Origin of the sequence: Desulfocurvibacter africanus subsp. africanus DSM 2603 (assembly GCF_000422545.1) — a bacterium.
GTDB classification, from domain to species: domain Bacteria; phylum Desulfobacterota; class Desulfovibrionia; order Desulfovibrionales; family Desulfovibrionaceae; genus Desulfocurvibacter; species Desulfocurvibacter africanus.
In genome coordinates, this window is the sequence record NZ_AULZ01000012.1 from 112,674 (window position 1) to 126,809 (window position 14,136).

The 14,136-nt window shown below is 62.5% G+C and carries 8 protein-coding genes; 6 read left to right on the top strand and 2 right to left on the bottom strand.

All coding sequences use genetic code 11. The features are described from left to right. Positions 1–9: 9 nt before the first annotated feature. Positions 10–1,182 carry a twin-arginine translocation signal domain-containing protein gene (locus H585_RS0109660; protein WP_027367672.1) on the top strand — a complete coding sequence of 391 codons (1,173 nt, stop codon included), beginning with the start codon at positions 10–12 and terminating at the stop codon, positions 1,180–1,182. Between the two features lie 48 nt (positions 1,183–1,230). Then, positions 1,231–3,123: a CobW family GTP-binding protein gene (locus H585_RS0109665; RefSeq protein ID WP_027367673.1), complete on the top strand. Its 1,893-nt coding sequence runs from the start codon at positions 1,231–1,233 to the stop codon at positions 3,121–3,123. Between the two features lie 493 nt (positions 3,124–3,616). Here the strand turns inward: H585_RS0109665 and H585_RS0109670 are convergent, their stop codons facing one another. After that, complete coding sequence (locus tag H585_RS0109670; RefSeq protein ID WP_014261507.1) at positions 3,617–5,362, bottom strand: ARMT1-like domain-containing protein; 1,746 nt, start codon at positions 5,360–5,362, stop codon at positions 3,617–3,619. 510 nt (positions 5,363–5,872) lie between these two features. Between H585_RS0109670 and H585_RS0109675 the strand changes: the two genes are divergently transcribed. The 4 genes from H585_RS0109675 to H585_RS0109690 all read left to right on the top strand — a co-directional run bounded on the left by H585_RS0109675 (position 5,873) and on the right by H585_RS0109690 (position 11,427). Further along, a complete protein-coding gene (locus H585_RS0109675; protein WP_034627654.1) occupies positions 5,873–6,304 on the top strand; it encodes a DUF2141 domain-containing protein in 432 nt (143 codons plus the stop codon). A 121-nt stretch (positions 6,305–6,425) separates the two neighbouring features. Beyond that, positions 6,426–7,049 carry a TetR/AcrR family transcriptional regulator gene (locus H585_RS0109680; protein WP_027367675.1) on the top strand — a complete coding sequence of 208 codons (624 nt, stop codon included), beginning with the start codon at positions 6,426–6,428 and terminating at the stop codon, positions 7,047–7,049. Between the two features lie 3 nt (positions 7,050–7,052). Then, a complete protein-coding gene (locus H585_RS0109685; protein WP_027367676.1) occupies positions 7,053–8,264 on the top strand; it encodes an efflux RND transporter periplasmic adaptor subunit in 1,212 nt (403 codons plus the stop codon). Positions 8,265–8,277: 13 nt separating this feature from the next. Further along, the gene (locus H585_RS0109690; RefSeq protein ID WP_027367677.1) at positions 8,278–11,427 is read left to right on the top strand and encodes an efflux RND transporter permease subunit; all 3,150 of its coding nucleotides are present in this window, start codon (positions 8,278–8,280) and stop codon (positions 11,425–11,427) included. 404 nt (positions 11,428–11,831) lie between these two features. Here the strand turns inward: H585_RS0109690 and H585_RS0109695 are convergent, their stop codons facing one another. Next, on the bottom strand, positions 11,832–13,868 hold the full coding sequence (locus H585_RS0109695) for a methyl-accepting chemotaxis protein (protein WP_027367678.1): 2,037 nt from the start codon (positions 13,866–13,868) through the stop codon (positions 11,832–11,834). Between the last annotated feature and the right edge of the window lie 268 nt (positions 13,869–14,136).

The window sequence follows — 14,136 nt, forward strand, 5'->3', positions numbered from 1 at the left end:
GGAAAGCATATGTCCGACAGCAATAATCCCATCAACCGCCGCGACTTCATCAAGGGCGCGGCCCTGGGCGTGGGCCTGGGCGCCTTTGGCGCCATGGGCGTGTACTCCTATTCACCCTGGCGCAAGGCGCACCTGGCGAAGGTCGAGCGCAAGCTGACCGACTTCGGCGTCTGCCGTGGGGTCAAGGCCACGGTCATCTCCGAGACGAGCTGGTTCGACAACGCCATGCTCATGGGCGACATCAAGGCTGCGGGCGGCCTGCTCGTGGACCAGTACACGTACAACTGGCCGCCCTTCGGCGACGGCACAGGCCTTGGCAAAGGCTCCTACGAGTCAGGCATTGCCCAGATCAAGAGCCTGCTGCCTGGCCGCCTCGAGGAAGCCTGGGAAATCACCCGCCAGAAAAGCGTCCATCCCGAGAACAGCGGCGGCTTCGCGGCGCTCATTGAGGTCGAGGACATGGACGGCAAGGTCCACAAGTACCTCCTCGACTCGGGCTGGTCCTACCAGTGGATGGACGAGTGCTTCAAGCGCGAGGGCATCGACAAGATGCTCGCCAGTGGCGAGATCGAGGCGCTCATCATCTCGCACGAGCACTTCGACCACTTCTGGGGCCTGCCCGTAACGCTCAAGTACGCACCTGGCATAAAAATCTACATCCCGGACACCTTCTACCCCTCCGGCCTGCAGTACATCGTCGACGCCGGCCACAAGGGCGAGCTCATCAAAGTCTCCAAGGGCCTGCGCCCGATCATGCCGGGCATGGCTTCCTACGTGTTCGACATCCCCATCATCTGCAAGGTTTTCGGCGAGCAGTCCCTGTACTTCAACGTGGCGGACCTTGGCCTGGTGAGCATCACCGGCTGCTGCCACCAGGGCATCATCCTCTTCGCCGACACGGCCTACAAGGAACTCAAGTACGAACGGGACCAGTTCCACGGCCTCTACGGCGGGCTGCACATCTCGCCTTTCGACGACTGGGATCCCAAGTACGACGACCTGGTCATCGGGCTCAAGAAGTGGAACATCGAGAAGGTCGGCTGCAACCACTGCACTGGCCTCGTCACGGCCAAGAAGTTCATCGATGTGGGCTACCCCGTGATCAAGGGCACGGCCCGCTTCCGCACCAAGGATGAAGCCTATCTCGGCAACGGTGACACGATCGAGTTCAGGAAAGCTTAGCTGCCCTGCGGGAGGCGGCCCAGGCCGCCTCCCGCATTGCGGGGAACCATGGACCTGCGCTGCGTTACGCCCATTACTCCCGGCCATGGCGAGCCGTGGCTGCCCGGCTTCCTGCGGGCTCTGCTCCTGCGTGCGCAGTTCAGCCGCGCCGATGCGCGCGCCCTTGGCTGGCGAGGCATCAGGCCATCACTGGCCCATGGCGAAAGCTGGACCTGCCGCGTTCAGGGCCTGCCCGGAGTCTTCGGGCTTCTGTTCGAGGGCGAGCGGGCAACCACTTCCAGCCTCAGCGGGAGCTTCTCCCTGCTCTATTTCCCCCACCCGGACGAACCGCGCGCCGAGCGCTATCCTTTGGCCGCGGCGGCCGCCACCCAGCGCCAGGACTACTGGGACCTGGTACGCGACTTTGCGGCCTTTCCCGAACCCCTGGGCCTGTTCCGCCTGGCCACGCTCACGCTCGGCGTCTCGCCAGCAGGCGATGCGCTCGGAGTGGAGCTTCAGGCCCTGAGCAGGCAATGCGTTGTCGCCCTGGACGGGGTACGTTTCCCGGGTGATCCGGCGCGCTTCGTTGTCCATCCAGGCGGCATGGAGAGCGATGTCCCGGCTTACGGGCCAGCCTTCATTTTCCTGCGCAGCCTGGCCTCGACGCTGACATACGGCCTGGGCGAGCCGCCTTCGGCCATGGCGCTGACCATCACTCCCGGTCATGTGCTCGCCTATACGGCTGCGGGCTACTGGGAAGCCCGCGCGCATGAATCTGTGCGCAGCCTCTCCTTGCGCCTGGACTACGGCGCTGCCGCTCCTGCCCCGACTGCCGGGCCAGGCGAGCCGGGCGAACCCGCCACACTGTTCGCCCAGGCCAGTACGGCCAGGCGCACTGCGCAACGCAGGAGCTGGACAAAGGGAGCGCCGCTAGGCCTTATGGGCAAGCAGCCGTGGCACTGCGCGCACATCCCCGAATGGCTGCGCGCAACCGGACGCCCTGTGGCCACGCTTCGGCCCGAGTTGCTCGTACTGACCGGCTTTCTCGGCTCCGGCAAAACGACCCTGCTGCGCCGGTTCATCGAGTACAACCTCCAGCGCAGCCGCTTCGTGGCCATCATCCAGAACGAGATCGGCGAGATCGGCCTCGACGGGAAGCTCCTGGACCATGACTTCAGCGTGGTCGAGATGGACGAGGGCTGCGTGTGCTGCTCCCTTTCCGGCCAGCTCGGCCGTGGCCTCGCGCAGGTCCTTGCGCGCTTCCGGCCCGACGTGGTCGTGCTGGAGACCAGCGGCATGGCCAACCCGAAAAACCTGCTCTCCGAACTCGACGAACTTGAAGCACTGGTCTGCCCGGGCCTCGTGTTGACGGTCGTGGATGGAGCGAACCTGGATATGCTCCTTAATAACGGCCTGGTCGCCCGTGACCAGATCGAGGTCGCCGACGTGCTCATTCTGAACAAGACCGACCTCGTCTCCCAGGCGGAGCGGGCGCGGGCACTCGACCGGATGCGGAGCCTGAATCCCGGGGCCATGCTCGTCGAGGCGACGCATGGCGACATCCCCTTCGGCCTGCTGGATGAGGCGCAACGCCAAACAAGACCTGGGCTGGCGCCGCACCTGCCTGCCAGCACCCTGCTGCCCACCTACGAGCGTGGCCAGACGCATGCCGATGCCGGCTTCGTGGCCCGCACAGTTCGCCTGGACAAACCCATTGGCATGGACCGGCTGCAAGCCTCGCTGCGCACCCTGAGTCGGGAAGCCTACAGGATCAAGGGCATCGTGGACATCGCGGGCGAAGCCACACCTCGGCTGGTGCAGTCCGTGGCAGGCACATTCTCGGTGACCCTTTTCCCCGAGCCGCCCACATCTGAGCGCTTCCTGGTCTTCATCGGCCGTGACTTTCCTCACAATGCCGAAGAGGCGTTCCGGGCAGAATTGCTCCCAGCTCACGAGGCGTGATCCGGCCTGATCTTGCGGACAGCATGTCTTGAGTTCCAGCCTCCCGTCCTCCAGCTTCTGAACCCGGGACGGATTGCCCGAAGACCTTGGTGGGGCGTCGCCCTCCCCCAAGCCCCACCCGCCAGGGCCTGCGGCCGTGTGCCCGGAGATCGCGGCAGGGCTGCGTGCATGAAAAAAGGGTCGCGACAGAAAAGCCGTGACCCTTTTGATTTTATCCTGACGTCCCAAGGGGACGTGCCCCCTGTCGTCTTTAAAGCAGATTGCTTTTAAGACGCCCGCTCCGGCGTTGACGGCGCAAGTGAATTGCGCCTACGCCGAAGCTAGCGGCAAGCCATGCCGACGCATGGCTTGCAGAGCATTTTCAAAAGCAAAATGCTCTAATATAGAGCGTTTTGCACAAGAGCTGGCAGAAACTGGGCAGGGCTTTGCCCTCCCAGACCCTCCCACCAGGGAAATGATTCCCCTGGACCCCCCATTTCAAATGCAATCTGCTCTACATGACCTTGATGCCGACGTCGTAGTACTTGCCAATCCCGTATTCGGCGCGGCGGAAGAACTTTTCGGCGCTGGGGCCGATGATCTGCAGTTCGGGATGGCGCTTCTGTGTTTCCAGGGCGATGCGCATCTCCTGGGTGCAGCCGGTGGAGAAGGTCGAATCCTTGCCTGACCACATGGGCGGCACCTTTTTGCCCATGAGCGCGAAGCTCGCCTCCACGTCCTCCACTGTCTGGAAACGCCAAACATCCAAGAGGCCGCTGCGCTGCACGCGTTCCCACATGAACATGAGGTCGTCGCCGTCCATGCCTTCCTCGAAGTGCTCGGCCGGATTGATGATGAAGGCGTTGTCCAGCTTGGAGCGCAAATGCTGGACAAAGGTGTCCACCACGCGGACAGCGGCCTTGGTCTGGCCTGGGATGGAGCCGATGACCGCGGAGTAGAACATGACGGTCCTGCCCTGCGCCTTGGCCTCGCGCATGTTCGAGATGATGCGGTCGGCCATGCCCGTGAGGTCAGCCTCGGTGAACTTGCGCACCGAGCGCGCCCTGGTCTTGCAGTGCAGGCGGAACTTGCCTTCCTTATCCCGGTGGAAGCTGGCGATATCGCGGGTGAATTCATGGCTGCACTGGATGAGGTTCTGGAAATTGCGACCGCCCTTGGCAAGCACCAGGTCGCACTCCTTCCAGGCCCGCGCGAAGGTCACGCTCGTCTTGTACAGGTTGAGCTGCTCGCGCGTGCCGTCGGAAATGATCAGGAAGCGGTGCTCGCGCAGCTGCTGCAGCAGGCCCTTCTTGGAGATGACCATATCCGGGAGCACATGCGCACCACTGATCAATTCCTTGAGCACCGGGTCGCTCGTGGTGTCCCACATGGTGGGCGTGGAGAAGAGGAAACCGGCCTTGAGGGCCAGCACCACCTGATGCCCCATGCGCAGCAGCCTTCGGATAATGATCAGGTCGAATACGAACCCGCCGCTCGTATCCGGCAGGTAAAGAACTTTCTTGGGCTCGTCGTCCTCGGTTCCGAGCAGCAGGCGCAGATGGGAGCATTCGCCGCATGGCTTCTGCAGTTCCTGCTCCACGTCGAGCTGCGAGGGCGAGGCGTCCTCCCACAGGGAATTCATGGTGGACAGGTACAAAAGCCGCTTGAGTTCCAGGAAATCCAGGTCGCCGCGCAGCTCGCGCGTGTCCGTGCACACGGCGCACTCCGGCGGGCATGAGTGAATGAGCTTGTCCGTGGAGGACTTGCGCAGGAAGTTCAAGGCTCGCTTGTTCTCCCGCTGTTTGCGCTCCTCATAAGGGTCTTCCAAGGCGAGCTGGGTCAGCGCGATGCTCGCAAGGCGCTTGACCAGGCGCGAAGGGATCATGATGCGCGAGGCCAAGTGGTGCTTGAAGCGGTGGCGGCAGTACTGGATGATGCGCTGCTCGTTGTATTTGTCCAGGCCGTGGTGGCGCACAAGTTTGATGATAAAGCGCCAGATGCGATTGTATTCGTGGATGAGCTCCTTGGGCGGAGTCTTCTGTATAAGCAGATGCAGGGTCTCATCCGAACAGGGGAAAAATGCTTGATCCTCGCCCAGAGCGACCATGAAGCGCAACTGCTCGTCCGAAGCGACCTTCTCGGGATTGAGCAGGTACTCCACATTGTTCTCAGTCTTGAAATGGTTGATCCAAGCGTCGAGCTTGGGATCCTTGCCCCAGCGCAGATCCTTGGCAATAGATATCTGTAACGGGCCGGTCATGCGGTAGGCTCCATAAATGGATTGAGCGAAGCCCTGGCCTCCCGAAGGGAAGCGGAAGATGCCTCGTATGATTTGATTAGAGCATTTTGCTTTTGAAAATGCTCTGCAAGCCATGCATCGGCATGGCTTGCCGCCGCGTAGGCGTAGGCGCAATTCACTTGCGCCGTCAACGCCGGAGCGGGCGTCTTAAAAGCAATCTGCTCTAAGTGAGAAAACCTAAAACTGGTTACCATAAAAGGTCGCAAGGCGGTAGTCGGGATTGCCGGCGCAATCGCGCCAGACACCGCCATATCCCGTCTTGGCCTCTGCCGCGCCGGACGTTACGAGCCAGCGACAATGACACCCGGAAAGCGAACTGATCCGGCTTGAGCGTAACGTCCTTCTCCTATCGCTGGTGTGGCCGACTTTAGCGCACCATTATTCGCATTGCGGCAAGATATCCTCCCCCAAAAAACAGCCTGCTGCTAGAATTACCATTTGCCGGTTATCCAAATAATCATGGAGAGAGGCATGAGGCAACCAATCGCAGTGCTCTTGTTCATTTTGACCGTGATGCCGATCTGGGCGACTCAAGCCTTGGCCGCGGACCTGGAAGTCACGCTCACGGGCATCCGCAATGACGCGGGCTCTATTCGGATAGCCGTCCTAAACCGCCTAACAGGATTTCCGGACGCCGATAACGCCGTGGCCCTGCACAAGGAGCCTGCCCGGCCCGGTTCCATGACCCTGCATTTTACCGGGCTGAAGCCTGGACGCTATGCCTTGGCCGTTTTCCATGACGAAGACGATGATGGTGAGCTGCAACGGCTGCTGGGCCTCATACCGCTTGAAGGCTACGCACTGAGCGGAAATGCCGGCCGCATGGGGCCACCGAGTTTTGGACGCATGGCCTTTGTCCTGACAGACGAAGGCGCGGCCATGACTCTGCCCATGCGCTATTGAAACGGAGCTCCGCCACTTGACGGAGAGGCAGGCAACCGTCTCCCTGCGGCGGTCACATTGACTTCCTTCCTGTGCGGGCATATCGGGAACTGACCAGTCAGTTCTGCACAAGGAAGTAACTGTGCCGCCTAGCAACAAACGCACCCTGATTATGGCCGCGGCGGAAAAGCTCTTCACCAGCCGCCGTTTCCATGAGATCACCTTGGACGATATCGCCCGTGAGGCCCATGTGGGCAAGGGAACCATCTATACCCATTTCCGCGACAAGAATGACCTGTTCTTCCAGGTGACGACTTCGGGCCTTGACGATTTGTGCGACCTTTTACGCCTCAGGGTTTCCAGCGCTGCCCCCTTTGCGCAACAGCTCCAGGAAGCCTGTGGAGAGGTTTGCTCTTTCTTTGCCAAGCGGCGCGAGCTGTTTCGCATGATCCAATCCGAAGAGGCGCGCATGGCCTTCAATCATGGGGAACTGCGCGAACGCTGGATGCACCGGCGTCTAAATCTGGTGGAAGCCATGGCCGATGTGCTGCGCAGGGGGGTGTCCACTGGGCTTGTGCGCGCCGACATCACCGCGGAATTCCAGGCCGAGCTCCTGCTCGGCATGTTGCGAGCCGTAACGCGCAGCGCTGGAAACGGCGTCGTCGATCCGCAACGTTATACGCTTATGCTCGACGTATTCATCAACGGAGCCGGACTCGGGCCCACGGGCGGCCCAGAGGCCCCTACCGGCGTCCTTGTGGAGTAGACTATGAAGAAGATGATAATCCTCGGGCTCGTGCTGGTTTGCGCGATCCTCATCGGTTGGAGGGTCCATGACAGGCTGACCGGTGAAGGTCCGGCCTCGGCCCGGGGACGCAAGCCCAATGCCGTTACCGTGGCCGTGCAGCCTGTGCGCACGACAACCATGCGCCACACGGCCGAATTCACTGGCACCCTGCTGCCCAAGGCGCAATTCGTGGTCGCTCCCAATGTGGCGGGCCGCCTGGAACGATTGCTGGTCAACATTGGCGACACGGTGCGCAAGGGCCAGCTCATCGCCGAACTGGACAACCGCGAGTACGCCGAGCAGGTGGAACAGGCGCGGGCCGAACTGGAAGTGGCCCAGGCCAATGTCATTGACTGCCTTAGCGCGCTGGATGTGGCGGAGCGCGACCTGAAGCGGTCTCGCCAACTGCGCGACAGCAACGTGGTCTCCCAGTCCGAACTGGATAAGACCGAGGCGAACTTCAATACCTGCCGGGCCAAGCACCTGGTTGCCCTGGCCCAAGTGCGCCAGAAGGAAGCCTCTCTGGAGGCGGCCAAGGTGCGCCTGGCCTACACGCGCATCCATGCTTCCTGGGAAGACAGCGACGTGGAGCGCATTGTGGGCGAGCGCTTCGCCGACGAGGGAGCCACGCTCAAGGTCGGCGATCCCATCGTCTCGGTGGTGACTCTCGATCCCCTGCTCGCCGTGATCAACGTCATCGAACGCGACTTTCCTTTGGTTAAAGTAGGCCAGACCGCCGAGATCCTGGCCGACGCCCTCCCCGGCAAGGTCTTTGCCGGCCAGGTGGCGCGACGCGCTCCCGTGCTCCAGGAATCCTCGCGTCAGGGGCGGGTCGAAGTGCTCGTGCCAAATGCCGATGGCTTGCTTGCACCGGGCATGTTCGCCCGCGTGCGCCTGAGTTTTGCAGAGCGGAGCGAGGTCACGGCCGTTCCGATATCCGCCCTGACAACGCGCGAAGGCCGGCAGGGAGTGTTCATGGCCGATCCCGAAAGCCTTCTCGCGCGCTTCGTGCCCATGTCCGTGGGCATTACGGAAGGTCAATGGGCCGAGGTCGTGGAACCGCGTATCGAAGGCCTGGTGATCACATTGGGCCAGCACCTGCTGGAGGACGGATCGGCCATCGCCCTGCCCAGCGACAAGAACGCGGGCGGCGGACAACAGAAATCCCCCGGCTCCAAGCCTAAAAAGAGCTGAGCGGGAAAAGAACATGCGCGATATAGCCAGATTCTCGGTGCGCCGGCCGGTCTTCACGGCCATGGCCACGCTCATCGTACTCATTCTGGGCGGCGTGTCCCTGAGCCGCCTGCCTATCGACCTGATGCCGGACATCACCTACCCGACCCTGAGCATCAGCACTGCCTATGAGAACGCCAGCCCCCAGGAGATCGAAACCCTGGTCACGCGGCCCGTGGAGCAGGCCCTGAGCGCCGTGCCGGGAGTGGAGGAGGTCACTTCGGTTTCTTCCGAAGGTCAGAGCAGCGTGCGCGTGACCTTCACCTGGGGCACGGACCTTGACGCCGCGGCCAACGACGTGCGCGACCGCCTGGACCGCATGCTGTCCAGCCTCCCGGAGGATGTCGATCGGCCCGTGCTGCGCAAGTTCGACCTGGCCAGCTTTCCCGTTCTTATCCTGGGCGCTTCCAGCCGCCTGGACCCCGTGCAGATGCGCCGCCTCCTGGATGACGACGTGCGCTACCGCATAGAGCGGGTGCCCGGCGTGGCGGCACTGGACATTTGGGGCGGCCTGGAGCGCGAGATCCACGTTGACCTGCTGCCCGAGCGGATCAAGGCCTTGGACATATCGTTGGACCAGATCGTCACCCGTATCAAGAATTCGAACCTGACGCTGCCCGCTGGCGTGGTCGAGAGCGGCAACCACGAGATCTCCATTCGCACGCCGGGCGAGTTCGCCAGCCTGGACGAACTGCGCGACACCGTGGTGGCCGAGCGGAGCGGCGTCACGGTGCGCCTGCGCGACGTGGCCGAGGTGCAGGACTCCTGGCAGCGCGTCACGCGCATCGTGCGCGTCAACGGCGAGCCGGGCGTGCGCCTGTCCGTAAGCAAGCAATCGGGCACCAACACCGTGGAAGTGGCCGAGCGCGTGCTCGCGGAACTTGAGCGCATCAACGAGGATATCCCTCAGGTGCGCATCGTGCCCATCGTGGACACCTCGCTCTACATCAAACGCTCCATCACCAACGTGGCCAGCTCCACCATTTACGGCGGCCTGTTCGCCGTGCTCGTGCTGCTGGCCTTCCTGCGCCATGTGCGCAGCACGCTTATCGTGGCCGCGGCCATCCCCATCTCCATCGTGGCCACCTTCATGCTCATCTACTTCGGCGGCTTCACCCTGAACCTCATGACTCTGGGCGGCCTGGCTCTCGGTGTGGGCATGCTCGTGGACAACGCCATCGTGGTCCTGGAGAACATCCACCGCCTGCACATGCAAGGCCGACCGCCCAAATCCGCGGCAGTGTACGGCGCGGGCGAAGTCGCGGCGGCCATCACAGCCAGCACTCTGACCACCCTGGTCGTGTTCCTGCCCCTGGTGTTCGTGCGCGGCATGGCCGGCGTCATGTTCAAGCAACTGGCCTACGTGGTGAGCTTTTCGCTTATCTGCTCCCTGGGCGTAGCCCTGACCCTGGTGCCCATGCTCGCTTCCACCATCATGGTTCCAGGCGTGCCGCGATCCGAGCGGCCGGGGTTGCTGCGCAAGCTGGCCAGCTTTCTCGGACGTGGATTCACGCGCATGGAGAACGAATACAAGGGCCTGCTGCACTCCTGCCTGGCGCACCGCTGGCTGACCATCGGCCTGGCCCTCGGGCTACTGGCGGGCAGCTTCGCCTTCGTCCCTCTCATAGGCGTGGAGATGATGCCGCAGACCGACGAGGGCGAGGTGCGCATCAACGTGGAAATGGAGGCCGGAACCAGGCTGTCCCTGCTCGACGAAACCTTTGCGCCCATCGAGGCCATCGTGAAGCGCGCCGTGCCCGAGGCCGAGAGCGTCATCACCTCCCTTGGCGGATCCGGCTGGCGCACCTCGGGCTCGCACCTGGGCGACATGCGCATAAGCCTCGTGCCTCAGAAGCAGCGCGAGCGCTCCAGCGAGGAGATCGCCCAGGCCTTGCGCAAGGAACTAGCGCACATTCCCGGTGCGACCATCCGCACGCGCGCGGGCCAAGGCTTGTTCATCCTGCGCATGGGCACGAGCGGTGGCGAGCAGCTCCAGGTTGAAATTCGCGGCTATGATTTGAAGATCGCCGACTCCCTGGCCGAACAGGTCAAGGCCATGGCCGAGCGCATCCCGGGCGTCACGGATACCCAGATCAGCCGTCAGAGCGGCAGTCCGGAGCGCATGATCGTGGTGGATCGCGCCAAGGCCGAGAGCCTTGGCGTGCGTGTGTCCGATGTGGCCAACGCGTTGCAGACCGCGCTTTCCGGCACCCGCGCCAGCGGGTATCGGGAGGCAGGCGACGAGTTCGACATACTTGTGCGGCTCAAGGATGCCGAATTCTCCGACCTGCGTGACATCCTGGACCTGACAGTGGCAAACGCCGCAGGCCAGGCCGTGGTCCTGCGCAACCTCGTCACCGTGCAACCCTCCTCTGGGCCCGTGAGCATCGAGCGTCAGGATCAGGAACGCATCGTGACCGTCTCCGGCAACCTGAGCGGCCGGGACATGGGTTCGGTCATCGCCGACATGCGCGCGGAGCTGGCCACGCTGCCGGTGCCACGCGGCTTCAACATCAGCTTCGGCGGCGATTTCGAGGAGCAGCAGGAGGTCTTCGGCGAACTGGCCATGGGTCTCATTCTCGCGCTGGTGCTCGTATACATGGTCATGGCCTGCCTCTACGAATCCCTGCGCGACCCCTTTGTGGTCATGTTCTCGGTGCCCCTGGCCATCGTCGGCGTGGTGCTCATGCTCTTTCTGACCCGCACGACCTTCAACGTGCAGTCATTCATCGGTTGCATCATGCTCGGCGGCATCATCGTCAACAACGCCATCCTGCTGGTTGATCAGACCAACCAGCTCCGTCGCGAAGAGGGCTTCGGCTTGCGCGAGGCCATCGAGGAAGCCGGCCGCAGAAGACTGCGGCCCATCCTCATGACTTCGCTGACGACCGTCTTCGGTTTGCTGCCCTTGGCCCTGGGCCTCGGCGAGGGCGGCGAGGCCCAGGCTCCCATGGCCCGAGCGGTCATCGGCGGCCTGACCAGCTCCACGCTCATCACCCTGGTCTTCGTGCCGGTCATGTATTCGTTAATTTCCGGTAACGAGCGGCACTCCCTGGTCGAGGACGAGTTAGAGAAAGGCGGGGCTGCAGCCGTACTTGTGCCCGAGGAAGTACGCGAGAATTAGAGCATTTTGCTTTTGAAAATGCTCTGCAAGCCAAGCGTCGGCATGGCTTGCCGCCCCGCAGGCGTAGGCGGAATGTAATTCCGCCGTCAACGCCGAAGGGAGCGCCTGAAATGCTAAATGTTTTAGGCGGCGACCCAAAGCCGCAAACAATGAGGCCGCTTCCGATAATATCGGAAGCGGCCTCGTTGTTTCAGGGTAACCCGTCGTTTAGAGCAATTTGCGTTTGAACTGAGAGAGGGCGCTGCCCTCTCTCAGACTCTCTCCCGGCAGGGAGCGGCGCTCCCTGCACCCCCATTTTTCATTTTATTTGCAAGGTGCTGTAACGACAAAGGCCGCTCCCGTTATATCGGAAGCGGCCTCGTTGTTTCAGGGTAACCCGTCGCTTGTGGGACTGATCGGCCGTTTCAAGCGTGTTTCATGGTCCTCACCAGGCTTTGCAGAGCCTGGGTCTGCTTGGAGAGGTCCACGATGGCCTGGGTTGACTGGGACATGATGGAGGACGTTTCGGTCGTGATGCGGTTAATGTCTTCCACGCTGTGGCTGATCTGCTCGCTGGCCGCGGATTGCTCCTCGGCCGAGGTGGCTATGGAACGAACCTGATCCGTGGCCGTGTCGACAAGTTGTACGATTTCGCGCAAGGCATGGCCCGACTTGTCGGCCAACGCCGTGGACTCTTCCACGGCTCCGGCTGCCTGGTCCATGTTGCGGATGTTCAGGCGCGTGCCGTCCTGGATGGACTTTATGGCCTGCCCCACTTCCTTCGTGGCGCTCATGGTCTTTTCGGCCAGCTTGCGCACTTCGTCGGCAACCACGGCGAAACCGCGGCCGGCCTCGCCTGCCCGAGCCGCCTCGATTGCCGCATTGAGGGCCAGCAGATTGGTCTGATCGGCGATATCCTCGATGACGTTCATGATCTTGCCGATGGCCTCGGCCTGCTGTCCGAGCTGTCCCAGGTCGTCCTTCAATGACAAGGCCTGGGTCCGCACGTGGGTTATGGAAGTGACCACCTGCTGCACGACCTCGGCGCCTGCCTGGGCCTTGTGCTTGGCCTGCTCCGCGCCCAGAGCCGCCTGGGAGGCGTTCTTGGCCACTTCCAGCACGCTGGCGTTCATCTGCTCCATGGCCGTGGCGGTTTCGGAGGCACGTTCGCTTTGCATATCAGCGCCGCGGGTTGCCTCGTCCACCTGGGAAGCCAACTGTTCGGAAGCCGCCGTGAGGCGCTCCACCACGGCCTCTATCTGGGTCGCCGCGTGATTCATGCCTTCGCTCTTGGCCTGCTCAGCCCTGGCCTTGGCCTGCTCAGCTTCTTCCGAGGCCTTGAGCGCGCGGTGGGATTCCTCCCAGGCCAGCTTGGTCTGCTCCTCGGCTTCGCGCATCTTGCCGATGAGCGTGTCGACCATGGAACCCAGAGCCTTGGACAGGACGCCGATCTCGTCCTTCTGGTTCAGATTCGGCTTGGCCTGCAAGTCGCCCTCGGCAATGGCCACGGCGGAGCGCATGAGCCGGCCCAAGGGATTGGTTATGCTCCAGCTGATGAGCAAGGCCAGCAGTATGCCCGCGAGCAAAAAGCCCAGCGTCACGAGAGCGATGGACATGCGCAGGCCGGTCAAGTGGGAGAAGACCTGGTCGTACTCCGCGCCAACGGCCAGGGACCATCCCGTATCCGCGACAGGCGCAAAGCCGAAAATCCGCCTGATGCCCAGGTACGGATAGTCGTCGAAGCCCACCTCGCCCTTGACCATGCGCTGCATCATGTTCGAGATAGGCTGGAGTTGCGGGTCCTTTTTGGCGTTCTCGATCATGTTGAGCTGTTCGAGCACGAACTTCCGGTTCTTGTGCGCGATGACCTCGCCCTTGGCGTTGAGGATATAGGCATAGCCGGTCTTGCCGAAGCTGAACGTGTCGGTGGTGTCGCTGAGCACGGTGCCGCTCAGCCTGCCGATGAGCACGGCGGCCACATCGCCGCGTGCATTGCGGATGGGCGCGGCGACCATGATCACCGGAGCATTGATGACCCGGCTGATGATCACGTCCGACATGTTGGCCTGTCCGGCGAAGGCTTTCTTGACGTAGTCGCGGTCGCCGAGCTTGGCGGTCTTTCCGTCCGGGTAACGCGCGGTGCCGTCCTTGCCGACGATGCCCATGCCCATGTAGCCGAGACGCTTGGTCTCGTGGTTCATGACCTCGACCTGGCGGTCCCAGTCGTCGCCGCGGATTTCGTTCCTGCCAGCCACGCCTTCCAGGGCGAGCACCTGCGCATCGATGCGGCTCTTGACCAGCTCAGCCATGTTGCTCGCCAGGAGGGGGAAACTCTCTTGGACCGTGCTCTCCATGGCGCTCTTGGAGTACTTGTAGGAGATGAATCCGACGCCGATGCTGACGACCATGATTATAAGGACGATGAACCCAGTAAGCTTGATGCCGATCCGGATGTTCCTCATCTCCGCACTCCTGTCTCTCTTTCTTGCCAAGAACCGGGAGTCGCTGTCGGCGGAAGATCAGCTCGCCGCCGATCCCGGACCTATCTTGGCAAGCGCACTAAGTACATAAGATTGCACGGATTGCCCGCCTTACTCGCCTTGCCCAAGCGCATACGGATGACAGTTGCCGGCCATGGCCAGTCAAGGAATATGGCCGGCACTCGCCAATTCAGTATCGGGTGGCCTTCGCCCGAGGCTGCTCGCCACGGCGACGTGCCTCCTTTCGCGT